Source organism: Vibrio sp. HA2012, assembly GCF_002812955.1.
Lineage (GTDB): Bacteria > Pseudomonadota > Gammaproteobacteria > Enterobacterales > Vibrionaceae > Vibrio.
On record NZ_PFXK01000005.1, the window covers coordinates 206,518 to 230,963 of the forward strand.

At 46.6% G+C, this 24,446-nt stretch carries 23 protein-coding genes; 3 read left to right on the top strand and 20 right to left on the bottom strand.

The window, feature by feature from the left end; genetic code table 11:
- Positions 1 to 27: 27 nt before the first annotated feature.
- The 3 genes from tyrS to CSW98_RS11345 all read right to left on the bottom strand — a co-directional run bounded on the left by tyrS (position 28) and on the right by CSW98_RS11345 (position 3,532).
- Positions 28 to 1,215, bottom strand: a complete 1,188-nt coding sequence (gene tyrS, locus CSW98_RS11335; RefSeq protein WP_100800586.1) for a tyrosine--tRNA ligase — start codon at positions 1,213 to 1,215, stop codon at positions 28 to 30.
- Positions 1,216 to 1,324: 109 nt separating this feature from the next.
- Positions 1,325 to 2,452, bottom strand: a complete 1,128-nt coding sequence (gene tyrA / locus CSW98_RS11340; RefSeq protein WP_100800587.1) for a bifunctional chorismate mutase/prephenate dehydrogenase — start codon at positions 2,450 to 2,452, stop codon at positions 1,325 to 1,327.
- A gap of 9 nt (positions 2,453 to 2,461) precedes the next feature.
- Positions 2,462 to 3,532: a 3-deoxy-7-phosphoheptulonate synthase gene (locus tag CSW98_RS11345; protein WP_100800588.1), complete on the bottom strand. Its 1,071-nt coding sequence runs from the start codon at positions 3,530 to 3,532 to the stop codon at positions 2,462 to 2,464.
- Between the two features lie 190 nt (positions 3,533 to 3,722).
- On the opposite strand from CSW98_RS11345, the gene ppk2 reads away from it, so the two are divergent.
- Positions 3,723 to 4,499 carry a polyphosphate kinase 2 gene (gene ppk2 / locus CSW98_RS11350; RefSeq protein WP_100800589.1) on the top strand — a complete coding sequence of 259 codons (777 nt, stop codon included), beginning with the start codon at positions 3,723 to 3,725 and terminating at the stop codon, positions 4,497 to 4,499.
- Here the strand turns inward: ppk2 and phoU are convergent, their stop codons facing one another.
- The 4 genes from phoU to CSW98_RS11370 are packed head-to-tail and all read right to left on the bottom strand — an operon-like array spanning position 4,500 to position 9,956.
- Positions 4,500 to 5,198, bottom strand: coding sequence for a phosphate signaling complex protein PhoU (gene phoU / locus CSW98_RS11355; protein ID WP_100800590.1), 699 nt, complete (start codon positions 5,196 to 5,198; stop codon positions 4,500 to 4,502).
- Between the two features lie 30 nt (positions 5,199 to 5,228).
- The gene (gene pstB / locus CSW98_RS11360; protein WP_100800591.1) at positions 5,229 to 6,047 is read right to left on the bottom strand and encodes a phosphate ABC transporter ATP-binding protein PstB; all 819 of its coding nucleotides are present in this window, start codon (positions 6,045 to 6,047) and stop codon (positions 5,229 to 5,231) included.
- A gap of 10 nt (positions 6,048 to 6,057) precedes the next feature.
- Positions 6,058 to 7,710, bottom strand: coding sequence for a phosphate ABC transporter permease PstA (pstA, locus tag CSW98_RS11365; protein ID WP_100800680.1), 1,653 nt, complete (start codon positions 7,708 to 7,710; stop codon positions 6,058 to 6,060).
- A gap of 50 nt (positions 7,711 to 7,760) precedes the next feature.
- Positions 7,761 to 9,956 carry an ABC transporter permease subunit gene (locus tag CSW98_RS11370; RefSeq protein WP_100800592.1) on the bottom strand — a complete coding sequence of 732 codons (2,196 nt, stop codon included), beginning with the start codon at positions 9,954 to 9,956 and terminating at the stop codon, positions 7,761 to 7,763.
- A gap of 266 nt (positions 9,957 to 10,222) precedes the next feature.
- Between CSW98_RS11370 and ppk1 the strand changes: the two genes are divergently transcribed.
- Positions 10,223 to 12,322, top strand: coding sequence for a polyphosphate kinase 1 (gene ppk1 / locus CSW98_RS11375; RefSeq protein WP_100800593.1), 2,100 nt, complete (start codon positions 10,223 to 10,225; stop codon positions 12,320 to 12,322).
- Positions 12,319 to 13,827 (top strand): exopolyphosphatase, encoded by a 1,509-nt coding sequence (ppx, locus tag CSW98_RS11380; RefSeq protein WP_100800594.1) that lies wholly within the window; start codon positions 12,319 to 12,321, stop codon positions 13,825 to 13,827. Before ppk1 ends, ppx begins: the two co-directional genes overlap by 4 nt.
- A gap of 115 nt (positions 13,828 to 13,942) precedes the next feature.
- On the opposite strand, the gene ndk is transcribed toward ppx, so the two are convergent.
- From ndk to secF, 13 genes are all read right to left on the bottom strand, one after another.
- Positions 13,943 to 14,377 (bottom strand): nucleoside-diphosphate kinase, encoded by a 435-nt coding sequence (gene ndk, locus CSW98_RS11385; RefSeq protein WP_100800595.1) that lies wholly within the window; start codon positions 14,375 to 14,377, stop codon positions 13,943 to 13,945.
- Between the two features lie 52 nt (positions 14,378 to 14,429).
- Entirely contained in the window at positions 14,430 to 15,722 is a 1,293-nt protein-coding gene (gene pepB, locus CSW98_RS11390) for an aminopeptidase PepB (RefSeq protein ID WP_100800596.1), read from the bottom strand.
- 177 nt (positions 15,723 to 15,899) lie between these two features.
- A complete protein-coding gene (gene iscX, locus CSW98_RS11395; RefSeq protein WP_100800597.1) occupies positions 15,900 to 16,100 on the bottom strand; it encodes a Fe-S cluster assembly protein IscX in 201 nt (66 codons plus the stop codon).
- A 30-nt stretch (positions 16,101 to 16,130) separates the two neighbouring features.
- Entirely contained in the window at positions 16,131 to 16,469 is a 339-nt protein-coding gene (gene fdx / locus CSW98_RS11400; protein ID WP_100800598.1) for an ISC system 2Fe-2S type ferredoxin, read from the bottom strand.
- 48 nt (positions 16,470 to 16,517) lie between these two features.
- On the bottom strand, positions 16,518 to 18,371 hold the full coding sequence (gene hscA, locus CSW98_RS11405; RefSeq protein ID WP_100800599.1) for a Fe-S protein assembly chaperone HscA: 1,854 nt from the start codon (positions 18,369 to 18,371) through the stop codon (positions 16,518 to 16,520).
- Positions 18,372 to 18,404: 33 nt separating this feature from the next.
- Positions 18,405 to 18,905: a co-chaperone HscB gene (gene hscB / locus CSW98_RS11410; RefSeq protein ID WP_100800600.1), complete on the bottom strand. Its 501-nt coding sequence runs from the start codon at positions 18,903 to 18,905 to the stop codon at positions 18,405 to 18,407.
- Positions 18,906 to 18,908: 3 nt separating this feature from the next.
- Positions 18,909 to 19,232: an iron-sulfur cluster assembly protein IscA gene (gene iscA, locus CSW98_RS11415; RefSeq protein ID WP_100800601.1), complete on the bottom strand. Its 324-nt coding sequence runs from the start codon at positions 19,230 to 19,232 to the stop codon at positions 18,909 to 18,911.
- 51 nt (positions 19,233 to 19,283) lie between these two features.
- On the bottom strand, positions 19,284 to 19,667 hold the full coding sequence (gene iscU / locus CSW98_RS11420; protein WP_100800602.1) for a Fe-S cluster assembly scaffold IscU: 384 nt from the start codon (positions 19,665 to 19,667) through the stop codon (positions 19,284 to 19,286).
- Between the two features lie 29 nt (positions 19,668 to 19,696).
- Entirely contained in the window at positions 19,697 to 20,911 is a 1,215-nt protein-coding gene (locus CSW98_RS11425) for an IscS subfamily cysteine desulfurase (RefSeq protein ID WP_100800603.1), read from the bottom strand.
- A 30-nt stretch (positions 20,912 to 20,941) separates the two neighbouring features.
- Positions 20,942 to 21,451: a Fe-S cluster assembly transcriptional regulator IscR gene (gene iscR / locus CSW98_RS11430; protein WP_100800604.1), complete on the bottom strand. Its 510-nt coding sequence runs from the start codon at positions 21,449 to 21,451 to the stop codon at positions 20,942 to 20,944.
- A gap of 81 nt (positions 21,452 to 21,532) precedes the next feature.
- Positions 21,533 to 22,270, bottom strand: a complete 738-nt coding sequence (gene trmJ / locus CSW98_RS11435; RefSeq protein ID WP_100800605.1) for a tRNA (cytosine(32)/uridine(32)-2'-O)-methyltransferase TrmJ — start codon at positions 22,268 to 22,270, stop codon at positions 21,533 to 21,535.
- 124 nt (positions 22,271 to 22,394) lie between these two features.
- Positions 22,395 to 23,198, bottom strand: coding sequence for an inositol-1-monophosphatase (suhB, locus tag CSW98_RS11440; protein WP_100800606.1), 804 nt, complete (start codon positions 23,196 to 23,198; stop codon positions 22,395 to 22,397).
- Positions 23,199 to 23,491: 293 nt separating this feature from the next.
- On the bottom strand, positions 23,492 to 24,439 hold the full coding sequence (gene secF, locus CSW98_RS11445; protein ID WP_100800607.1) for a protein translocase subunit SecF: 948 nt from the start codon (positions 24,437 to 24,439) through the stop codon (positions 23,492 to 23,494).
- Positions 24,440 to 24,446: the final 7 nt, after the last annotated feature.

The following is a 24,446-nucleotide window of genomic DNA, read 5'->3' on the forward strand; positions in this document are numbered from 1 at the left end:
ATCCTGCCGACACGTGATACTGCTCTATTACGCAATCGTCACCCGGGCAAACTTACGCTTACCCACCTGATAAACCGATGTTCCGGTTTCCGGCACCAGTTTAGTATCTTCGATCTTTTCGCCATCCATCTTCACCGCACCCTGACGGATCATACGCATGGCATCAGAAGTTGAATTAACCAGTCCGGCATCTTTAAGCAGGTTAGTGACAGCAATACCTGCACCAAATTCAAATTCCGGCATGACGTCAGGCATCGCACCTTTCTGGAAACGGTTGATAAATTCCTGCTCTGCTGCATCGGCATCCGCTTCAGAATGGAAACGAGCAATAATCTCTTTCGCCAGCAGGATCTTAATGTCACGAGGATTTGTGCCTGACTGAACATCAGCTTTAAACTGAGCAACCTCTTCCAAAGGACGGAAAGACAGCAGCTCGTAGTAGCTCCACATCAGATCATCAGAAATAGACATGATCTTACCAAACATTTCACCCGGAGCTTCATTGATACCGATATAGTTATTGGCTGACTTAGACATTTTCTTCTCGCCGTCAAGACCAACCAAAAGAGGCATCATCAGCACACACTGCGGTTTCTGGCCGTTGGATTTTTGCAGCTCACGTCCCATCAGCAGGTTAAACTTCTGATCCGTACCACCCAGTTCAACGTCTGTATGCATTGCCACTGAATCATACCCCTGAAGAAGAGGGTACATAAATTCATGGATAGCAATCGGCTGACCACCGGCATAGCGTTTTTTAAAATCATCACGTTCAAGCATACGGGCAACCGTCTGATTTGCCGCCAGACGGATCATCCCTTCAGCACCCAGTTCAGACAGCCACTCGGAGTTAAACTGTATCTTGGTCTTTTCCGGATCAAGGATCTTGAAAACCTGCTGTTTATAGGTTTCCGCATTCGCCAGTACATCTTCACGAGTCAGAGGAGGACGAGTCGTATTCTTACCAGTCGGATCACCAACCATACCGGTAAAGTCACCAATCAGGAAGGTAACCTCATGGCCCAGTTCCTGAAACTGACGCAGCTTGTTCAGAATAACAGTGTGACCCAGGTGAATATCCGGAGCCGTTGGATCCGCACCCAGCTTAATACGCAGAGGACGTCCCTCTTTCAGCTTTGCAATCAGTTCTTCTTCAGGGATAAGCTCTTCTACACCGCGCTTAATTTCAGCCAGTGCCGCTTCAATACTCGCCATTCTGTTTACTCCCACGAATTCGGCATAAAACTTTAATAGTCGGACAGTCTACTAAAAGGGAAAGAGATTTGAAATCAGTAAAAGGCTTGAAAGGAAAGAAACTCTGCTTCTAACCTCGATGAATAGAATCATTCGCCTGTTTCAGCAATTTCTGGCTTTCCAGCATAAACTGAGCAGAGTAATCCCCAAACCAGTTGCTGACTTTATTAAAACTCTCAACGAAAGCCGCTTTATCATGCTGCTCCAGAATCTGAATCGCTTCACCAAAGCGGGTATGAAAACGCTTAATCATTTCGATATTTTCCTCTGAAGAGAGAATAATATCGCCATACAAATTCGGATCCTGAGCAAACAGACGCCCGACCATCGCCAGCTCCAAACGATAGATCGGCGAACTCAATTGCAGTAACTTATCCAGATCCGGGTTTTCTTTACTCAAATGCATACCGTAAGCAAACGAAGTAAAATGGCGCAGAGCCTGAATCAACGTCATACCACGGTCATGCTCTTTGGCGTCCATAGTACAGATACTGGCACCCCAGATAACAAACTGCTGCAACAGCCACTGATAATGTTCACTACCACGTCCGTCACAATGCACTATCACCTGTTTCGCCAGACTCGGCACATCCGGACCAAACATAGGGTGCAAACCAACCACCGGACCCGAATGGGTTTCCATCATCGTCTGGAGCGGCTTAGACTTGATCGAAGTCAGGTCACACAGAATACAGTCTTCAGGAAGATCAGACAGTTTTCTGATCACTCCCTCAGTCAGGTGAATCGGAACACTGACAACCACTAATCCGGCATCGTTAAGGATCTCATCTGCCTGTCCCCAGTCTTTACTGCCAAGTACCTTGACCTGATAACCGGACAAGGTAAACATGCGTTTAAACAGACCACCCAGTTGTCCCTTACCGCCGACAATGACCACAGAACGCAATTCCGGATTCAGACACTTAAAGCCGGAATCTTTTTCACTGGCATAAGATTCACGCATAGTCCGACGCAGAATATCTTCAATAAGCTGAGCCGGAACCCCCTGCCTCTCAGCTTCTTCACGACGTGACGCCAGCATTGCTGCTTCACGATCCGGGGCATAAATCGGCAGACCGTATTTACTCTTGACCTCTCCGACTTTTTCTACCAGAGCCAGACGGCGTGCCAGCAAGGCCACCATCTGCTTATCGACTTCGTCTATCTGATCACGTAACTCGTTTAATTCAACGGCCATTAAGGTTCCTTACTTAATTCGATCCTGCAAAAACGGAATTAGCTCATTATGTGCGTGACGCAGCAGGGTCTCGGTCGTATCCCAACTGATACAGGCATCGGTGATCGACACTCCGTATTTCATTTCATTCAGCGGAATATCGGATGGCTGATTGCCTTCATTCAGGTGACTTTCAATCATCAGACCGATTATTGACTTGTTTCCTTCGCGGATCTGATGCAGTACGTCCTCAGCAACCAGCGGCTGGCGACTGTAATCTTTACAAGAGTTTGCATGACTGCAATCGACCATCAGGGCTGCGTCGAGACCTGATTTTGCCATCTCCTGCTCACATTCGGCAACTGATACTGAATCATAATTGGTCTGCTTACCGCCTCGCAGGATCACATGGCCGTTCTGATTGCCTTTTGTGGTCAGCAGTGCGACCTGACCATCATGGCTGATCCCCATGAAACGGTGGCCGGCAGAAGCAGCCTGCATCGCATTGATCGCTGTAGACAGGCTACCGTCCGTCCCGTTTTTAAACCCGATAGGCATAGAAAGGCCACTGGCCATTTCACGGTGAGTCTGAGACTCAGTCGTACGGGCACCGATAGCAGCCCAACTGAATGTATCCGCAAGATACTGAGGGCTGATAGGATCCAGTGCTTCTGTCGCCAGCGGGATCTCCATCTCTGCCAGTTCAATCAATAGCTGGCGGCCAACATGCAGGCCATGTTCGATATCAAATGTACCGTCCAGATGCGGATCATTGATCAATCCTTTCCATCCGACAGTGGTACGCGGTTTTTCAAAGTAAACCCGCATAACAATATATAGCTGATCACTCAGCTCTTGTGAGAGTGCTTTTAATCGCTTCGCGTACTCTTTCGCAGCGTCAATATCATGAATAGAACAAGGGCCGCAAACAATCAGCATACGGTGGTCTTTCTTTTGAATAATATCGGCAATGTCCTGACGGGATTTCTGGATAAACGCCCGGGCTTTTTCACTCAGAGGCAGCTTTTTCTTTAATTCCTGAGGCGTGATCAGAACCTGTTCATCAATAATGTTGATATTACTTAATTCACTTTTATGCATCTTACTCACCGTACACTATTATTTACAATCAATACTAAAAATAACACTCTAAAACAGAATAACCTCAAGATACCAGCATATAAATAAGATGCAAGTGTACATTTTTAAAAACATTCGCGTAAATTTATTTTTACACTCAGAATCCCAACATCTTTCCTATACTTAAAAAATAGCGAAACAGGAGCAGATAATGGGCAAACTAAAAAAAGAAGTCTATGAAAAGGAACTGGAAAGGTTGCAGACTGAATTGGTGAAGCTTCAGGAATGGGTAAAACAGGAAGGTCTGAAAGTGGCAATCCTGTTTGAAGGAAGAGATGCAGCCGGAAAAGGCGGTACGATCAAACGAATTACTGAGCCTCTGAACCCCAGAGTATGTCGAGTCGTCGCTCTCCCGGCACCGACAGAAAAGGAAAAGACCCAGTGGTATTTTCAGCGTTATGTCTGCCACCTTCCTTCCGCTGGTGAAATGGTACTGTTTGACCGCAGTTGGTATAACCGCGCCGGAATCGAAAAAGTGATGGGCTTCTGCAGTGATGAAGAGTACGAAGAATTTCTGCGCTCCTGTCCCGAATTTGAACGGATGCTGATCCGCTCCGGCATTATTTTGATTAAATATTGGTTTTCAGTATCGGATGAGGAACAGGAAAAACGCTTTCTGGAACGTATTAATACTCCGGTCAAACGCTGGAAATTCAGCCCTATCGATCTCGAATCCCGCAACCGCTGGGCAGAATACTCGGAAGCAAAAGATCGTATGTTCGCCTATACAGATACCAAACAGTCTCCGTGGTGGGTGGTTCGCTCCGACGATAAGAAAAAAGCACGCCTGAACTGCATCAGTCACCTGCTTACACAGATTGAGTACAAAGACATTGAATATCCCCCGGTGGAGCTGCCGGAGCTGAATAAAGAGGGCTACGTCCGTTCTCCTATCGATGAGCAGTCACATATACCGGAGATATATTGATCAGATATATTTATCGATGTCCCCTTCATCATCCAGATGCCGGACATCCTTACCTTTTACAAAATAAATAATATATTCACAGATATTCTGACAGCGGTCGCCAACCCTCTCTATAGCCTGAGCAGACCACATGACCTGCAGGATACCAGGAATATTTTGTGGTGCTTCCTGCATGTGTTTGATTAACTGGCTTACAACCGCCTTATACTCAGCATCCAGTTTACTGTCCAGCTTGTAGACTTCAGCAGCAGAATCGGTATCCATGCGGGCAAACGCATCCAAAACCTGATGCAGCATCGCAATGGCTTTCCGGCATAACGGCTCCAGAGATACCTGAAAATTCTGCTCAGCCGATCCCGGATTCTCAATCGCAATATAGGCGATCTTCGTTGCAACATCACCAATACGCTCCAGATCAGTAATGGTTTTGATGATAGCCATAATCAGGCGCAGGTCTTTTGCTGTGGGCTGACGCTTGGCAATAATCTTTGTACAGGCTTCATCAATAGAAACTTCCATGCCATTGACCTTGTGGTCATCACGCACAACCTTTCTCGCCAGCGCCACATCCTGCTTATGCAAAGCCTGCATCGCAAACGAAAGTTGCTGCTCAACCAGTCCTCCCATTGTCAGAACATGGGTACGGATAGCCTCGAGCTCAGCGTTAAATTGCCCGGATATATGGCGGCCTAGATGCATTTTATTCCTCAAAAATTAGTGAACGGACAATTAACCATACCTTCCTGTTATGTAATCTTCCGTCTGTTTTTTCATTGGTGAAGTAAAAATTGAATCTGTATCACTATATTCGATCAACCGCCCCAGATGGATAAAGGCGGTATGGTCACTGACACGTGCAGCCTGCTGCATATTGTGAGTGACAATCACAACCGTATATTTGGTTTTCAGTTCATTAATTAATTCTTCAATGGTCAGGGTTGAGATCGGATCCAGTGCCGAAGTCGGTTCATCCAGCAGCAGAACTTCTGGTTCGATGGCAATCGCCCGGGCAATGACCAGCCTCTGCTGCTGTCCTCCGGAAAGCCCGAAAGCATTCTGATGCAAACGGTCTTTAACTTCATCCCATAGTGCAGCTGCCCGTAACGAACGTTCAACCGCATCGTCCAGAGTGCGTACCGATTTAACCCCCTGTAAACGTAAACCATACACCACATTTTCATAGATGGATTTAGGGAACGGGTTCGGCCTCTGGAATACCATACCAACACGGCGGCGAAGCGTAGCAACATCGACCGATGGATGATAAATATCTTTACCATGCAGACGCACCGCCCCCTCAACCCGGCATCCATCAACCAAATCATTCATACGATTTATACAACGCAGCAGGGTCGATTTACCACACCCTGAGGGACCGATAAATGCGGTTACCTGTCCTTTAGGAAGACGCATTGAAATATCCGTCAGGGCACGGCTGTGCTGATAATAAAGATTCAACCCTTCAATCGAAATAGCTGTCTTACTATCCGAAAGGTTATTCACATCAAGTGGCGGCTCATAACCCAGAGCCGAACTGGCAGAAAACATAATTCAGGCTCTACTCCTGTTCCAATACACGGTATTTTTCCCGCAGATTATTACGAATATGAATAGCGGTTAAATTCAATCCGATGATGACTGCCACCAGCAAAAATGATGTGGCATACACCAGAGGTCTGGCCGCCTCAATATTCGGCGACTGAAAACCGATATCATAAATATGATAGCCCAGATGCATAAATTTACGCTCCAGATGGATGTAGGGGTAATTAGCATCGACAGGCAGATTCGGAGCCAACTTAGCAACGCCGACTAGCATCAAAGGAGCAACCTCCCCGGCAGCTCTGGCGACAGCCAGAATCATTCCGGTAATAATCGCCGGGCTGGCCATCGGCAGTACGATGCGCCACAGTGTTTCAAACTGGGTAGCGCCCAGAGCCATCGAACCATGCCGAACTGAGTTCGGAATACGCCCCAGCCCTTCCTCAGCAGCAACAATCACAACAGGAAGCGTCAGCAGCGCCAGTGTCAGTGCTGACCAGAGCAATCCCGGTGTACCGAATGTCGGTGCAGGCAGGCGGTCGGAATAAAACAACTCATCAATTGTTCCACCCAGCGTATACACAAAAAATCCCAGTCCGAAGACCCCATATACGATAGAAGGCACCCCAGCCAGATTAATAACAGCAATGCGGATCAAACGTGTAATCAGATTATTCTTTGCGTACTCGTGCAGATAAATAGCCGCCATAACACCCAGTGGCATCACGATAACTGACATCACCATCACCAGGAAAACCGTGCCAAAAATAGCAGGAAAGACTCCCCCTTCAGAGTTAGCCTCCCGCGGGTCATCCATAAGGAACTGTTTTACTTTCCCCCCCCAGTGAACCAACTTCTGCATTGCAGTCATATTATTGGGATACCAGGCATCCACGACTGATGCCATCGAAATACGGATATAACGACCGGTCATATCTTCCACAATAACTGTATCTTCTTCTAACCGGGAATGCAGTTGCTCCAACTTGGCTTCTGATTCAGCAATCAGTTCATTCAGCGCCATTTTCTTACGCTCAAACTGTTCCAGGTATCCCTCATTCAGGCGATTGTTATATTCAGCTTTTTTCTTTGCCTGCAGTAGTGCGCTCAGCTCCCACCCTGTCCGGCCGATCTCATCCTCTGATATTCGTTCAATTTCCTCACGGATCGTATCCGCAAACTCGATACCATGCTGCAAGTGCAAAGCGATATCCGAACGATAGTGACCACTTACTGTTTCATAGGCAACAGGCTTACCGAAGAAGTCTCCTCCACTGGTACGCTCAATGACAGCCCATTCTTTGGGCAGAACAGGAACACTGAGTTGCGGCTCCAGGACTGAAATAAAATCCAGCGGATACAGTTCCCGGTTGGCAATTTTAATATTCAGACGCTCAACTTCGCCCCGTTCCAAAACCGGCTGGGGCAGAGAGGCAAAGGCATCCGAGATATGCTCTACCGGAATAGAATCTTTTTGATAAATCACACCGACAATACGCTTGCCATCAAATGTCTGCCATTGATACAGAGGAGTCGGCCAGAAATATGCCAACCCTTTCCAGCCAATCAGTAAAAGCAGACCCAGAACTGCGACCAGACAGATACTGACGGCACCTCCTGTCAGCCAAATCCACGGCCGGCCTGATTTTATCCACCGAGCAAACAACATCATTTATTCGCGTCTCATCATCATTAATTACTCTCAGCTATTATCCGGCACTATAATGAGCGATATTTATCCCGAAGACGCTGACGTACAACTTCTGCCAAAGAGTTCACCGCAAAAGTGAATACAAACAGGATCAGTGCTGATAAAAACAACAACCGGTAATGGGAGTTCCCTACTTCCGATTCTGGCAGTTCCACCGCAATGGTCGCCGAAAGGCTGCGCATGCCTTCAAAGATATTCCAGTCCAGTATAGGGGTATTCCCGGTTGCCATCAGCACAATCATGGTTTCACCAACAGCCCTTCCCAGTCCTATCATAACGGCAGAAAAAATTCCGGGACTTGCCGTCAACAGAACAACATGCAATAAGGTCTGCCACTGGGTTGCACCCAACGCAAGAGAACCGTCTGTCAGATGTTTGGGAACCGAAAAGATCGCATCTTCGGCTATGGTAAAAATAGTCGGAATCACCGCAAAACCCATAGCAATACCGACAACCAGAGCATTACGCTGATCAAAATGAATACCGTAACCAGCCATAAACAGCCGGATATCCCCGCCAAACAGCCAGCGTTCTATATCACTGCTCATCTGCACTGCAGCGAATCCTGTCCCCACAACCACAGGGATCAGTATAATACTGTGCCAGCCATTAGGCAGACGATTCAAAACTGAGCGAGGCAAAGCTGACCACATTCCTGCCACCAGCAGAAAAGCCAGCGGCATCACTATGGCTAACGCCATAATACCGGGCAATGTTCTTTCAACTATCGGTGCCAGCCACAATCCGGCCAGAAAACCGATAATCACGGTTGGCAAAGCCTCCATGATTTCAATAACAGGCTTAACGACCCTACGCATAGGTGCCGACATAAAATAGGCCGTATACACCGCACCGCAAATCGCCAATGGCACGGAGATCAACATAGCAAAGGCCGCCGCCTTCAGAGTCCCGAAAGCCAGAGGGATCAGACTGAATTTAGTTTCAAAGCTGTCATCCGCCGAAGTAGACTGCCAGATGTAATCCGGCTCAGGATAATTTTCATACCACACCTTACTCCAGAGAGAAGTAAATGAAATATCCGGATAAGGATTAGTCACTTTATGGATACTCAGCCGCTCTCCGTGACTGGTCAGCAGGAAAGATTCGTTTGCTGAGATCGCCACCATATCAGGCTGACGGGAGTAAACCGATTCAGAAAGAACCCGATTTTTATTCGTGGTATAAATGCTTTCCAGTGTTCCGTCAGCATAAAAAGCGTAAAACCCTTTGCGGTACATGTCCGGCTGAATGAAGGCCAGGCCATCGTCCAGTTCAAATTCCCGGATATAAGTTAGCCGCCGTTCACCTTCCGCCAGCACATCAAACCACTGAGAGACCGTATGATCTTTATGGGTGATCAGCACAGAACGAGCTCCGGCCAGTAAGGTGAGAGACAAAGGCACTTTCTGCTCGTTACCTCTGCTGACATCTATCAGTTCCCGGACAACAAAGCCGTTATCTTCCCTGACAGAAACGATTAGAGTACTACCGGTCAGTATAAATAGCTGCCGGCCATCAGGTGACAATTGCAGCGTCTGAACGGGATCCCTGATATCCGGCAGGGATAATACTGTCACCAGCCCGGCTTTCACAGACACTGCAGCAAGTTTTGAGGAACGGGTAACCCCTGCAAATGTCCCTTCATCTTCCTTAGTAATCGCAAATGTCAGCATACTCAGAGGCTGAAGCTGCTTATCCAGCAATACAGGTTCACCCTGATTGAAAAAAGCAATATCCGGTGATGACACCCTACCAACATCAGAGAAAGAGACCGTATAGTGTGGATGAACCGCAATCACGCTTCCATGGCTGTTACCGTAAGCAAACCATCCCTGTGCAGAATTTCCTTTGGCAAAAATATCCGGCGTATCTGTTATCCGAGTTTGGGTTAACAGTTCAACATTATTTGCAGAAAAACTAAGATAAAAGAGTTCTCCGGAGCGAGTCAGAACATATCCATTTTCGCCATAATCATCAATCCCCAGAGCAACAGCTGTATCTGATGACGGATAAACCAGTTGTGTGACTGAGCGAATCTCAGCTGAAGAAAAAACCGGCAAAGCAATAGAAAACAGATAGAAAAAAATCAGTAAAAGTGCAAACAGCACCCCCACACCTCCGGCAGTCACGGTAAACCTAGCCATACGGTCTTTGATATACCGTAATTTATCGCGTTCTTTTAGTGAGAACTCAGCCTGGGACATGGAATTCGATCTTCTCCGGATTAAACTGACAGATAATATGTCTTTTGAGTGACATTTATATTACACCAACTTGCTAACCTGCTGAAAATAACACTAAGATAAACAGACAGGGGTTAAAGTGAAATATTTTTGTAACAAAAAAAGCCTACCTTTCATAGCTTATACTTAAACTACCAATAAAGACTGTTTTGCCCTTTAACACCTGACCGTGGCTTGAGTAGTTTCCCCCCTTGTTATTTCATCGCTTAACATTTTCGGAAGGTAACATGAGTACAGACAAACTGTATATTGATAAAGAACTAAGCTGGCTTTCTTTCAACGAAAGAGTTCTGCAGGAAGCCGCAGACAAAAATGTTCCTCTGATAGAACGAGTGCGCTTTTTGGGTATATTTTCAAACAATCTGGACGAATTCTATAAGGTCCGGTTTTCCGATGTAAAACGCCGCATTCTTATTAGAGAAGATCAGGGAGCAGGAGAAGAAGCGAAAAAACTCTTAGCTGCAATGCAGTCTGAAGCCGCTCGTCTGGATCAGCGCTTTAATGATCTGTACAACGAAATACTTCTGGAAATGGCCCGACGCCGGATCTTTCTGGTTAATGAAACCCAGTTAAGCGAACATCAACAGAATTGGGTACGGAAATATTTCCGCAAAGAGGTTCTTCCGCACATCACACCACTGCTGATGACAGAAAAAGTAGACGTACTTCAGTTTCTGAAAGATGAATATGCCTACCTGACCGTAGAGATGAAGAATAAAGAAAAGCCGAAATACGCTCTGCTGGAAATCCCTACCGACGTTCTGCCACGCTTTATTATGGTACCGGAAGAAAAAGGCAAACAACGCAAAACAATAATCCTGCTGGATAACATCATCCGCTACTGTCTGGATGATATCTTCCGCGGCTTCTTCGAATACGATGAGCTGGCCTGCTACTCCATGAAAATGACCCGGGATGCAGAATATGACCTGCGTTTCGAAGTCGAACACAGCCTTCTGGAACAGATGTCTGAAGGTGTAAGCCAGCGGCTGACTGCTATGCCTGTACGCTTTGTGTATGAACAAGAGATGCCGATAGAGATGCTGCATTTTATGTGCAACACCCTGAAGATCTCTAACTACGACAGTCTGCTTCCGGGCGGACGTTATCAGAATTTCAAAGACTTTATCGGTTTTCCGAATGTCGGACGTAACTATCTAGAAAATAAATCCTTACAGCCGATGACCTGTGCAGATTTTGATAACTACGACAACGCATTTGATGCCATCAGAGCAAAAGATATCCTGCTGTACTATCCGTACCATACTTTCGACCATATTACCGAACTGGTTCGTCAAGCTTCCTTTGACCCGAAAGTCCGTAGTATCAAGATCAATATCTACCGGGTGGCAAAAAACTCCAGACTAATGAACTCACTAATAGATGCCGTTCATGCCGGTAAAGAAGTGACTGTTGTCGTCGAGCTGCAGGCCCGGTTTGATGAAGAAGCCAATATCGAGTGGTCAAAAGTTCTGACAGAAGCCGGTGTGCACGTTATGTTCGGAGCACCCGGTCTGAAGATTCACTCCAAATTACTGCTGATCTCCCGCTGGGAAGGCGACGAAATCGTACGCTATGCCCATATAGGCACAGGTAATTTCCACGAGAAAACTGCACGGATCTATACCGATTTCTCCCTGCTTACCGCAGACCCGGAACTGACTACAGAAGTTCGTGGCGTTTTCGGTTATATAGAAAATCCGTATCGTCCGGTAAAATTCAACCACCTGATCGTTTCTCCACGTAACTCTCGTATCCAGCTATACAAGCTGATCGACAACGAAATTGCCCACGCCAAAGCTGGCAATAAATCCGGCTTAACCATCAAAATCAACAATCTGGTGGATAAAGGGCTGATCAGTAAACTATACGGAGCCAGTACAGCCGGAGTGAAAATTCGCATGATCATCCGGGGTATGTGCTCTCTGGTACCAGGAGTTGAAGGGGTCAGTGACAATATTGAAATCATCAGTATTGTCGACCGCTTCCTTGAACACCCACGGGTAATCATTGCCGAGAACGGTGGGGACGAAAAGGTCTATATCTCTTCAGCAGACTGGATGACGCGCAATATTGACCATAGAATTGAGGTTGCCGCTCCGATTCGGGATCAAAGACTTAAGACCCGGATCAGGGATATTATTAATATCCACTTTACGGATACCGTAAAAGCCCGCATGATCGACAAAGAAATGTCGAATAAATATGTCCCCCGTGGCAACCGAAAGAAAATACGCTCTCAACTGGCTATTTACGACTACCTGAAACAGGTAGAGAGACAGACCAGAAAACACCATGAGCAGACTAAGGAAAATAAACAGCAATGAACGAACGGATAGGTCTTCAAAAACGACAAATTGCAGCCATTGACCTCGGCTCCAACAGTTTTCACATGGTGATCGCTAAAGTTGTCGGGGAAGACCTGCAGATAGTCAGCCGGCATAAGCAACGCGTCCGGCTGGCTTCTGGCCTTGATGAGAAAAAAAGGCTGGGTGAAGATGCAATGCTGCGTGGACTGGAATGCCTGAGTATGTTTGCAGAACGCCTGAACGGCTTTGATTTAGAAGATGTCCGTATAGCTGCGACACATACCCTCCGACAAGCCGTTAACTCCTGGGAGTTTATACGCCGAGCCCATGATGTACTACCTTTTCCGATAGAAATTATCTCCGGCGTGGAAGAAGCCCGTTTAATTTATCTTGGTGTTGCCCATACCCAACCGGAATCAAAAACCAAACTGGTTATTGATATCGGTGGCGGCAGTACAGAGATGATTATCGGTCAGAAATTTGAGCCGGAACTGGTCAACAGCAAGCAGATGGGATGCGTCAGCTACACCGAACGCTTTTTTGCCAACGGAAAACTGTCAAAAAAGAATTTTGTCAAAGCGGAACTGGCCGCCGGGCAACGGCTGGAATCTCTGGCAACTGCTTACAAAAAACGGGGCTGGGATGCAGCTCTGGGTTCATCCGGTACCATCAAAGCCATCCGTGAAGTCCTGATTGGAATGGGAGATGAAGATGGCGTCATTACCCCAAAACGTCTGGAAAAATTAATTGATACCTTATGTGAATTCGATTCAATTGAGGCGATTAATCTGCCTGGCCTGACAGATGACAGGAAACCCGTCTTTGCCGCCGGTGTAGCCATACTGGATGCAATAGTTAACACACTGAAAATAGAAGAGTTATACTTTTCTGATGGTGCTCTGCGTGAAGGGCTGCTGTATGAAATGGAAGAGCGCTTTGAGCGCTCAGATATCCGGATGCGCACCACAGAAACACTGGCTAAAAAACACAGTGTGGATCTGAACCACGCTGATAATGTACGCAAGCAGGCCAACAGTCTGCTGAAACAACTGCTGACAAAATCCGATCTGGAAAAAAACAGAGAGCTGACCGATTTGCTGGGCTGGAGTGCTCTGTTACATGAGGTTGGGTTAAGCATTACCTATCAGGCGTTTCACCGTCATTCTGCCTATATTTTGCGCCACACAAATATGCCGGGCTTTAATCAGGAGCAGCAACTGGTTATTTCTACTCTGGCCCGCTTTCAGCGCAAGGCCCTAAAACTGGCCGAAATGCCGGAATTTAGCCTATTTAAGAAAAAGCAGATCATCCCGTTAATCCGGATCCTGAGACTTGCGATTGTACTGAACGGACAGCGCAATGAAGAACCACTCCCGGATATATCTCTGGTTGTCGATGATGATGATTGCTGGAAGCTGGAATGTGTTCAGAATAACTGGCTGGAAGAAAATAAACTGCTGGCAGCGGATCTGGCGACTGAGCAGGAATACTGGCAACGTGCTGACTGGCGTCTGACATTCTGAACGACAAACAGTTGATTCACTGAATACCGATATAACAGACCCTGATTTGAGGCTTATTGCGTTCCCGAACAAAAACGGGAACGCTGAAAAGTAATGTCAATAAACGAGTAACGACTTACGCTTCCTGTCTCGGACAGATCTCTGAATCCGGGAAAAAATAAGCGATTTCCCGTGCAGCCGAAGCAGGGCTATCCGCACCATGAACAGAGTTATAACGCATACTCAGTGCATAATCGGCTCGCAGAGTACCGCAAGCGGCTTCATCCGGGTTGGTCTTCCCCATCAATTCACGATAACGTTCAACTGCATTTTCGCCTTCCAGAACCTGAACCATCACAGGACCGGAAGTCATAAAAGCTTTCAGTTCAGGAAAAAAAGGTTTCTCAGCATGCTCTGCATAAAAACCGGCAGCCTGAGCATCAGTCAGGTGCAGCATTTTTGCAGCCACAATCCTCAAACCAGCCTTCTCAATCCGGTGGTAAATCTCACCGATCAGATTACGTTTTACTGCATCAGGTTTAACGATAGAAAACGTTCTTTCCACTGCCATAAGGTATCCTTTTAAACGATCAGTCAGACGGCTCCCCGCCTGACTGAATGAGTTATTTGGCCTGTTCGGTCAGAAGACGGGCCAGAGTACGGATCCCCATACCTGTCGCACCGGCAGACCACTTATCACTAGCAGTCTTACGATAAGTCCCTGAACAATCAAAGTGTAACCAGCCTTTTTTGTGATCTTTAACAAAATAAGACAGGAAAGCAGCCGCTGTACTTGCTCCCGGAGAATAATCACCGCTGCTGATATTAGATAAATCAGCGAAACTGGAAGAGAGCATACTACGGTGAAAATCAGCCAACGGAAGCGGCCATAATCCTTCATTCTCTTCATTCGCAGCGGTTAATGCCGATTGAGATAAGGCTTCGTCAAAGCTGAGTAATGCGTGATAATCATTACCCAGAGCATTCTTTGCAGCCCCGGTTAAAGTCGCACAATCAATGATCATCTGAGGCTCCTGCTCACTGGCGTACAGCAGACCATCCGCCAGAACCAGACGGCCTTCCGCATCGGTATTCATGATTTCAACCGTTGTACCATTTTTGTAGCTGATAATATCCCCCAGCTTAAGAGCCCGGCCAGATACCATATTCTCAGCACAGCACAGGATCAGTTTTACGCGCTTGTTCAGACCACGCATGATAGCCAGTGCCAAACCACCGGTAATAGTGCCGGAACCGCCCATATCCGCTTTCATTGCCGACATAAAGTTAGACGGCTTCAAACTATAACCTCCGGAATCAAATGTGATCCCTTTCCCCACCAAGCAGGCGAAAACAGGTGCATCAGGATTACCGGTCGGGTTATAGTCCAGCTGCAACATAGCAGAAGTCCGTTCAGAACCACGCCCCACCGCATAAATGCCTTCCCAGCCTTCTGTCAGCAGATCTTTGTCCTTAACAATACGGTAATTAACCTGCTCCGGAGCCAGAGATTTAATAAATTCACCAGCCATTGTAGCAAGCTGACGGGGAGCAACTTCTTCTGCCGGTTTGTTGATAATATCCCGTACCCAGTCAGAGACTTTAATCCGGGCTTTCAATTCAGCCTGCTCAGCCTCAGCAAGATCCGCCCATTCAACGCTATTCTGGTTCTTGGGCGCGCGATATCCCTGATAGAAAGACCAGATTTCCTCCAGTCCCCAGCCTTCACCAGACAGGTTGACATGCTTAATACCCTGACCATCTAATTTACGCGCGGCACACTGGATAGTACCGGGCTCACGCCCCGCTTCAGTATGGATTGTAGCCCCGCTCTCGCCATATGAAATAATCGCCTTCTCGCCCCACACGGACGCTGCTGGCTGATTGGAAATGGTAACGGACATCTGTTCAGACATGATATCTCCTTATTTTAATTTTTTGTTCTTATCTTACAATTCTGTAGACCTAAGATATTAAAACTAAAGTGTTACAAACAAAACATAAGGGGCCAAAGCCCCTTATGTTTTCACAGAAAGTGTTAACTACACCGAATTTACTCACTGTACCTGATAGTGGAAAACAAATAACTCTGGTTAATCAGCCTCATCCATCCAGCACAGAATAATCGCTTCCAGTATTTTCTCATTTGACCGCTGCGGATCATCATCAAATGCGTCCAGCTCAGTAATCCACTGATGCAGATCGGTAAAGCGAACGTTTTTTGGATCCGTATCAGGATATTGCTCACATAATTCAATAGCAATATCCTGTGAGTCAGTCCATTTCAGTCCCATCATTCTTCCCCTGCAGACATGCAGCTTGTATTAATGCTCTTCAGCGGCATGGTTTACGGTATATTTCGGGATCTCTACCACCAAGTCTTCATCGGCAACCTTCGCCTGACAGCTTAATCGTGATTCCGGCTCCAGCCCCCATGCTTTATCCAGCATATCGTCTTCCAGCTCATCACTTTCTTCCAGCGAATCAAAACCCTCACGAATAATGACATGGCAGGTGGTGCATGCACAGGACTTTTCACAGGCATGTTCAATTGCGATGCCATTTTCCAAAGCGACATCAAGAATGGTTTCGCCTTCTTTGGCTTCCAGAACTGCACCATCCGGACACAGATCTTCATTAGGTAATATGATAATTTTTGGCATAAGTGTTACTCTCTTCCGTTCCCGACAGTTCTGACTGGCCGGGAGAATCTATAATTCATCGACAGAATGCCCGGATAAAGCAGCCCGGATCGAAGCATCCATACGTCGGGAAGCAAATTCCTGACTGGCTTTGTCCGTCTTTTTTATCCCTTGTTCAATAGCATCGGCATCATTACCATTACGTAGTTCGATCAGACTTTCAACAACCCCAAGCAATTCCTGCTGTTCCTGCTCTGTCAGCAAAACATCTCCATCTGCCTGCAGTGCAGCCACCAAGCCTTCAATTACCCGGTCAGCCTCAACTTTCTGTTCAGCCAAAGTCCGTGCTTCCATATCCTCACGGGCATAGGTCATCGAATCTTTCAGCATGGAGGCTATTTCATCATCACTCAGTCCATACGACGGCTTCACCTGAATATCCGCCTGTACGCCGGTACTTTTTTCCATTGCAGTCACCGACAATAAACCATCGGCATCTACCTGATAGGTCACCCGAATATGTGCGGAACCTGCGGCCATCGGTGGGATACCTTTTAAAGAAAAGCGGGCCAGAGAGCGACAATCATCAACCATTTCTCTCTCTCCCTGCAATACATGCACCAGCATACCGGTCTGCCCGTCTTTAAAGGTCGTAAACTCCTGAGCTCTGGCAACCGGAATGGTTGTATTGCGCGGGATGATTTTTTCAACCAGTCCACCCATGGTTTCAATACCGAGCGAAAGTGGAATAACATCCAGAAGCAGCATATCCGCATCCGGTTTATTACCCACCAGAATGTCAGCCTGTATCGCAGCACCAACCGCGACAACTTCATCTGGATTGATACTGGTTAATGGAGTACGGTTGAAAAATTCACCTACCATCTCTCGTACCAGCGGAGTACGGGTTGAACCACCGACCATCACAACGTCAATGACTGACTCCGTATCAGTTCCGGCATCTTTCAGAGTCCGGCGACAGGACATCAGAGTCTTCTTTATCAAAGGACGGATAAGTGCATTAAGCTGTTCCCGGGTAAACACCGTATTCCAGCCGGAAACAGACACATTCGTGCAGCTAGTATTGGTTAAGGCTATTTTAGCTGCAGTTGCCGCATCCAGCATAACGCGATTCTGCTCAGCGCTCAGAGGCTTACTCAGTCCGGCTTCTGTAATAAAGTAATCAGCTATCAGGTGATCAAAATCATCCCCGCCCAAAGCCGAGTCTCCTCCGGTAGACAACACTTCGAAAACACCTTTGGACAAGCGCAGGATAGAGATATCAAATGTACCTCCCCCCAAATCATACACAGCAATGATGCCTTCCTGTCCGGAATCCAGCCCATAAGCAATAGCCGCCGCGGTCGGCTCATTGAGAAGGCGTAACACTTTCAGACCGGCCAGTGTTGCCGCATCTTTGGTTCCTGCTCGCTGAGCATCATCAAAATAGGCAGGAACGGTAATGACCACGCCCTCCAGTTCTCCGCCCAGGGTTTCTTCTGCTCTCTCTTTTAATGCCCCCAGAATGTCAGCCGATACTTGAACCGGATTTTTCACTCCTGATTTGGTATTCAACAGGGGAAGACCGTTATCACTGGCAGAAAACTGGTAGGGGAGTGAAGGATAGCGTTGCTGTATATCAGCTAAGGACCGTCCTATCAGTCTTTTCACTGATATAATGGTATTCACCGGATCAAACCGTGCCTGCTGACGCGCTGCATCACCGACTGTTTTTTTCAGGGCTCCCTGATAATGAACGACAGAGGGAAGAATTGATTTTCCATTCAGATCAGGCAACGGAGCAGCGTCCCCGCTGCGGACAGTTGCAACCAGTGAGTTGGTTGTACCTAAATCAATACCTGCTGCCAGTTTTTGCTGATGTGGTGCAGGAGTTTGTCCCGGTTCTGCAATTTGAAGTAACATTGGCTTCCTTTTTAAGCGGCTTATCTCAATAAGTTACAGTAGCCGCTCTTCTGCTTGTTCTATTTCTGTTTTCAGCTTTTCAATAAATTTCAGTTTCCGCACCCGCTCAGCCGCAATTTCCCACTCAGATTCTTTTAGCTCCAATTCAAGCGCATTCATCTGTTGTTTAAGTAAGTGACTGACCTTAATATCAAAGTCAAACAGAGCTTCTTCACTGGTGATCTCTTCCAGTTCTTCCCTCAATTCCATCTGTTCCATCAAAAACTCAGGATCCTGCAGGGTCTTTTTCTCTCCCTGCATCTCAAGCCCATTCAGGCTAAGAATATATTCTGCTCTGGAAAGTGGTGATTTCAAATTCTGGTAGGCGTCATTAATCTGCGCCGCTTTATGCACAGCCATCAAACGGTCACGCTCTGATGCTGTTGCAAAATTATCAGGATGGAAACGGCGTTGTAATTCTCTGTACTGAGAGGCGAGCAGGCTACCATCCAGTTCAAACTGAACCGGCAGCCCAAAAATATCAAAATAATTCATGGGTTAAACATTAAAACTTTCGCCACAACCACATTCGTCTTTGACATTCGGGTTGTTAAACTTAAAACCTTCGTTCAGGCCTTCACGGGTATAGTCCAGCTCTGTTCCATCGAGGTAGACCAGACTCTTCGCATCAATAATGATCTTAACATCATTAGTTTCAAATACCTGATCTTCCTGATTCAGTTGATCGACAAACTCAAGAACATAGGCCATCCCAGAACAACCGTTGGTTTTTACACCAAGGCGTAAACCAATACCTTTACCTCTGTTATCCAGAAATGCTTTTACCCGGCTTGCTGCCGCCTGTGTCATGGTGATAGCCATACTTCAACCTTTACCTGTTCCTGTTTTCTGCCTGATACCCTTTGCCGGAAATTATTGCTGATGTTTTCTCTTATAGTCAGAAACAGCAGCTTTAATTGCATCTTCTGCCAGAATCGAGCAGTGAATTTTCACCGGCGGCAATTCCAGCTCTTCTGCGATATCTGCATTTTTTATTGCAGCCGCCTCATCGATAGATTTACCTTTAACCCATTCGGTTACCAGTGAGCTGGACGCAATTGCCGAACCACACCCATAGGTTTTAAACTTTGCATCTTCAATAATACCTTCCGGTGTTACCTTGATTTGCAGTTTCATTACGTCACCACATGCAGGTGCACCAACCATTCCGCTACCGACATTCGGATCTTCTTTATCAAATGAGCCTACGTTACGCGGGTTCTCATAATGATCGATTACTTTATCACTGTAAGCCATAACTTTACCTCTTGAAACTTCCGTGAAGATTAATGATGAGCCCACTCAACAGTGTTCAAATCAATCCCTTCTTTATACATATCCCAGAGCGGGGACATTTCTCGCAGTTTTTTTACTGCGATATGAATTTGCTCTACGGCATAATCCACTTCTTCTTCCGTTGTTGAGCGACCGAAAGAAAAACGAATAGAGCTGTGTGCCAGTTCGTCATCCATCCCCAGAGCACGCAGTACATAAGACGGCTCAAGACTTGCGGAAGTACAGGCAGAACCGGAAGAAACGGCCAGATCTTTCAGTGACATCAGAAGAGATTCACCTTCAACAAATGCAAAACTAACATTCAGATTCTGTGGCAGACGCTGTTCCAGATCACCGTTAATTGTTACGGCTTCAAGATTTTTTAGCCCATCCAGCATACGGTCACGCAGCATCAGCGCATGATCATAATCTTTTTGCATTTCTTCTTTGGCAATACGACAGGCTTCACCCATGCCGACAATCTGATGTGTCGGCAACGTACCGGAACGGAATCCACGTTCATGACCGCCACCATGCATCTGAGCTTCCAGACGAATGCGCGGCTTACGGCGTACATAAAGTGCACCAATACCTTTGGGACCGTAGATTTTGTGCGCTGACAGTGAAATCAGATCGACCTTCGTCTCCTGAACATTGATAGGCAATTTACCCGCAGACTGAGCGGCATCCACATGGAAGATGATCTTACGTTCACGACATAATTCACCGATTGCTTTAATATCCTGTATTACACCAATCTCATTATTCACATGCATGATTGAAACCAGAACCGTGTCATCACGCATGGTCGCTTTCAGTTTTTCCAGATCAAGAAGACCATTGCTTTGTGGCTCCATGTAGGTAACATCAAAGCCTTCGCGCTCCAGTTGGCGACAGGTATCCAGAACAGCTTTATGTTCTGTTTTACAGGTAATCACATGTTTACCTTGTTTACCGTAGAAATGCGCAGCACCTTTAATAGCCAGATTATCGGATTCTGTTGCACCTGAAGTAAAAATAATTTCTCTCGGATCTGCATTCAGCAGTTCAGCAACCTGTTCACGGGCAATGTCTACCGCTTCTTCGGCCTGCCAGCCATAGCGATGTGAACGTGATGCCGGGTTACCGAATATTCCATCTATGGTCAGATACTTAACCATTTTCTCGGCAACACGTTCGTCAACCGGGCACGTTGCTGAATAATCAAAATAAATTGGCAGTTTCATCTTCTACTCCAGTGTATGACTTTACCGCGATTAGATTCGCGCATTAGTACTGATAGTTGCAGTGCTTATTTTATTATTTTGGGAAAGCCCTTGCTTCATTGCCAGATCGATTTCTCTGCGTTCAGATATTTCCAGTACTTCGTTATCCCGCATTAATTGTCCCAGGGTAATCCCTTCCAGAAAATCGCGAATACGGCTACTGAGATCTCGCCATAACGTATGTGTCAGACAACGGGTTCCACTACAGCAGTCACTTTTTCCGGCACACCGGGTGGCGTCAACAGTTTCATTAACAGCAGCAATGACCATACCGACTGAAATTGCATCTGCCTCAGCACCAAGAAGGTACCCCCCTCCCGGGCCGCGCACACTGGCAACCAGACCTGATTTACGCAGCTTGGAAAAAAGCTGTTCCAGATAAGAAAGGGAAATTCCCTGACGTTCAGAAATATCAGCCAGCGGTACCGGATTTTCCTGCGAGTGAAGAGCCACATCCAGCATTGCTGTTACTGCGTATCTTCCTTTCGATGTCAGTCTCATATCACACCCTTCTCTATAGTAATAACCTATAAGAAGTGTATCTATACCCCATCAATTTAGTCAAGTATTTATTTGACTAAATTAGTCAGGTATTTTCCGGGATACAAGGTGCTTTTCAACAGAAGTCAGAATACCCCTCAAGATATTCAACTCCTGCGCTTCCGGTCTCGCCCTGTTAAACAGACGCCGCAGTTTATTCATCACTGAATTCGGCTTATCTCTGGAAATAAACTGGGTATCGAGTATCACCTTTTCAAGGTGTGAAAAAAATAATTCCAGTTCTTTGTGACACGGATAGATTTCTTCTTTTATTACATGGTGTTGTTTCTGTTTGTCCAGAAAGGCCATTCTGACTTCATAAGATAATGTCTGTACTGCCATGGCCAGATTCAGGGAACTGTATTCAGGATTAGCAGGGATAGCGACATGATAGTGGCACTTTTGCAGCTCATCATTAGTCAGACCGGTTCGCTCACGCCCGAACACTAATGCAACCGGATACTCTTCCCCTTCTTCTGCCAGTCTGACACCACATTCACGTGATTCCAGCATCGGCCAGTCAAGTGTCCGGGAACGGGCACTGGATCCGACAACCAGCCCGCAATCTGCCACAGCCTCTTCCAGAGACGAGGTAGTCCGTGCATTTTGTACAATATCCGTTGCACCAGCCGCCAGTGCCATCGTCTGTTCGTCAATCTCACACTGAGGATCAACCAGGACCAGACGGCTCAGCCCCATAACTTTCATTGCCCGTGCTGCAGAACCGATATTTCCGGAGTGAGAAGTTCCGACTAAAACGACGTTGACATTGTGAAGCATAACGAAAGGATCCCTTGATAAAAATCAGGGAATAATAGCATTAAATCAGAAGAGACGGGAGAAACAAAAGAAGGGAAACAAATAGTTTAAAAGGGGGAAATGATTTTTCCCCCAATACAGGAAATTATTTTAGAATTGCAGCATTTCCGTGTTCGCGAATGTGTTTAAGAATCGCTTTTACACCACGAGCACTAGAGCCAACGATATTACCAGAATCCATATAGCTGGTTCCACCGGCAAAATCAGTCAGGATCGCACCGGCTTCACGGGCAATCAGCTCGCCAGCCGCCATGTCCCATGGCTTCAGACCTAGCTCAAAGTAACCGTCAACACGACCGGCTGCCAGATAACACAGATCCAGAGCAGCAGAACCGGTGCGACGAAAGTCTGCACAGTCAACAAACAGTGCAGAAACAATCTTCAAATAAGATTCTGAATGCTGCTTTTGCTTGAACGGGAAACCAGTCGCCAGAACGGTACCGTTCAGATCTTTGACCTGATTAACACGGATACGGGCATTATTTAGCTGTGCACCGCTGCCACGCTGAGCGGTAAACAGTTCGTTCAGCATTGGGTCATAAACACAGGCAACCTCTGTCTTACCGTTCATCCGAACTGCAATAGATACAGAGAAATGGGGGAAACCTTTTACAAAGTTAGTAGTGCCATCCAGAGGGTCGATGATCCATTGAACTGCTTTATCTTTACCTTCGATAACGCCGTTTTCTTCAGCAATGATACAGTGCTCAGGGTATGAGCTTTTGATGGTATCAATAATCAATGTCTCAGCTTCTTTGTCTACGTTTGTAACAAAGTCGTTTAAGCCTTTCTGAGAAGTTTCGATTTTCTCAGCGTTTTCCAGTGATTTAGCAATATGATTGCCTGCCTTTCGCGCTGCGCGAATAGCAATATTTAGCATAGGATGCATACAATTTTTCCCAACGGATGTTAAAGAACAGAAAGCGGTGCGAAGTATATCAGAGTTTTATAAAAATGGAAGTGGGTATTTTTTGTTCACTCTCTACAGAAAATTAAGCGTCATACCAGTGGATATAGCGCGTTACCCGACCCAAGATAGCCATAGCCCCCAAATTTGGTTGATCAGGGCTGGAGGCAGTGCTTATCGGTTCCTGTCTGCTCTTTCTTTTAAAACCACAAAAAAGGGAGAAACACACATAGGTATCTCTCCCTTTTAAAAGTGAATCATTCGTCAAATGCGAGCTATGGATAATCCTCAAACTCAGCACCTTCTTTCTCTACCTGTGTCGGCATTAGGTGTTCACGAGTGATCCCCAGTTTTAATGCCAGAGCCGAAGCTACATAGATTGAAGAGTAAGTACCGACAGTGATACCCAGCAGTAAGGCCGTCGCAAAACCGTGGATCATGGCTCCGCCCTGAGCAAACAACGCAATAACCACAAACAGGGTTGTTGCCGAGGTGATCAGCGTACGGCTCAATGTTTGAGTGATTGAACTGTTCATAACCTCTGGAGGTTCACCCTTACGCATCTTACGGAAATTTTCCCGGATGCGGTCAAAGACCACAATGGTATCGTTCAGCGAGTAACCTACCACCGTCAACAGAGCAGCAACAATCGTCAGATCCACTTCGATCTGCATGATTGAAAATACCCCCAGAGTAATGATCACATCGTGAGCCAGAGCCAGTACCGCACCTGCCGCGAGACGCCACTGGAACCGGACAGAAACATACAGCAGGATACAAAGCAGAGATGCCAGAATGGCCAGCCCCCCGGCTTCTGTCAGCTCATCTCCCACGTTCGGACCGACAAACTCGATACGGCGCATCTCAACATTTTTACCGGTACCTTCCTGCAAAGCAGACAGGATTTGGTTACCCAATTTCTCACCGGATGCCTCTTCGCGCGGGCGCAGGCGAACCATAACTTCACGCGCAGAACCAAAGTTCTGAACCGTAGCATCACCAAAGCCTTTCGCTTCCAGCGAGGTACGAATTTCGTTCAGATCTGCCGGTTGTTCAAAACCGACTTCGATCAGGGTTCCCCCGGTAAAATCCAGCCCCCAGTTCAGCCATTGGGTTGAAAGGGTATAGATAGAGGTAGCAATCATTACCAGCGAAAAAACAAATGCCAGTTTAGACCAACGCATAAAGTCGATCATTTTGTCTGCTTTCATTATCTGAAACATAACTTTT

What these genes read in the sequence shown, in the direction of transcription:
- tyrA (WP_100800587.1), bottom strand. Translation starts at nt 2,452, where the DNA reads ATGGCCGTTGAATTAAACGAGTTACGTGATCAGATAGACGAAGTCGAT.
- iscU (WP_100800602.1), bottom strand. Translation starts at nt 19,667, where the DNA reads ATGGCTTACAGTGATAAAGTAATCGATCATTATGAGAACCCGCGTAAC.
- ndk (WP_100800595.1), bottom strand. Translation starts at nt 14,377, where the DNA reads ATGGCAGTGGAAAGAACGTTTTCTATCGTTAAACCTGATGCAGTAAAA.
- CSW98_RS11425 (WP_100800603.1), bottom strand. Translation starts at nt 20,911, where the DNA reads ATGAAACTGCCAATTTATTTTGATTATTCAGCAACGTGCCCGGTTGAC.
- CSW98_RS11345 (WP_100800588.1), bottom strand. Translation starts at nt 3,532, where the DNA reads ATGCATAAAAGTGAATTAAGTAATATCAACATTATTGATGAACAGGTT.
- phoU (WP_100800590.1), bottom strand. Translation starts at nt 5,198, where the DNA reads ATGCATCTAGGCCGCCATATATCCGGGCAATTTAACGCTGAGCTCGAG.
- ppx (WP_100800594.1), top strand. Translation starts at nt 12,319, where the DNA reads ATGAACGAACGGATAGGTCTTCAAAAACGACAAATTGCAGCCATTGAC.
- fdx (WP_100800598.1), bottom strand. Translation starts at nt 16,469, where the DNA reads ATGCCAAAAATTATCATATTACCTAATGAAGATCTGTGTCCGGATGGT.
- pstB (WP_100800591.1), bottom strand. Translation starts at nt 6,047, where the DNA reads ATGTTTTCTGCCAGTTCGGCTCTGGGTTATGAGCCGCCACTTGATGTG.
- hscB (WP_100800600.1), bottom strand. Translation starts at nt 18,905, where the DNA reads ATGAATTATTTTGATATTTTTGGGCTGCCGGTTCAGTTTGAACTGGAT.
- pstA (WP_100800680.1), bottom strand. Translation starts at nt 7,710, where the DNA reads ATGTTGTTTGCTCGGTGGATAAAATCAGGCCGGCCGTGGATTTGGCTG.
- iscA (WP_100800601.1), bottom strand. Translation starts at nt 19,232, where the DNA reads ATGGCTATCACCATGACACAGGCGGCAGCAAGCCGGGTAAAAGCATTT.
- trmJ (WP_100800605.1), bottom strand. Translation starts at nt 22,270, where the DNA reads ATGCTTCACAATGTCAACGTCGTTTTAGTCGGAACTTCTCACTCCGGA.
- hscA (WP_100800599.1), bottom strand. Translation starts at nt 18,371, where the DNA reads ATGTTACTTCAAATTGCAGAACCGGGACAAACTCCTGCACCACATCAG.
- tyrS (WP_100800586.1), bottom strand. Translation starts at nt 1,215, where the DNA reads ATGGCGAGTATTGAAGCGGCACTGGCTGAAATTAAGCGCGGTGTAGAA.
- secF (WP_100800607.1), bottom strand. Translation starts at nt 24,439, where the DNA reads ATGTTTCAGATAATGAAAGCAGACAAAATGATCGACTTTATGCGTTGG.
- iscX (WP_100800597.1), bottom strand. Translation starts at nt 16,100, where the DNA reads ATGGGACTGAAATGGACTGACTCACAGGATATTGCTATTGAATTATGT.
- pepB (WP_100800596.1), bottom strand. Translation starts at nt 15,722, where the DNA reads ATGTCTGAACAGATGTCCGTTACCATTTCCAATCAGCCAGCAGCGTCC.
- CSW98_RS11370 (WP_100800592.1), bottom strand. Translation starts at nt 9,956, where the DNA reads ATGTCCCAGGCTGAGTTCTCACTAAAAGAACGCGATAAATTACGGTAT.
- suhB (WP_100800606.1), bottom strand. Translation starts at nt 23,198, where the DNA reads ATGCATCCTATGCTAAATATTGCTATTCGCGCAGCGCGAAAGGCAGGC.
- iscR (WP_100800604.1), bottom strand. Translation starts at nt 21,451, where the DNA reads ATGAGACTGACATCGAAAGGAAGATACGCAGTAACAGCAATGCTGGAT.
- ppk2 (WP_100800589.1), top strand. Translation starts at nt 3,723, where the DNA reads ATGGGCAAACTAAAAAAAGAAGTCTATGAAAAGGAACTGGAAAGGTTG.
- ppk1 (WP_100800593.1), top strand. Translation starts at nt 10,223, where the DNA reads ATGAGTACAGACAAACTGTATATTGATAAAGAACTAAGCTGGCTTTCT.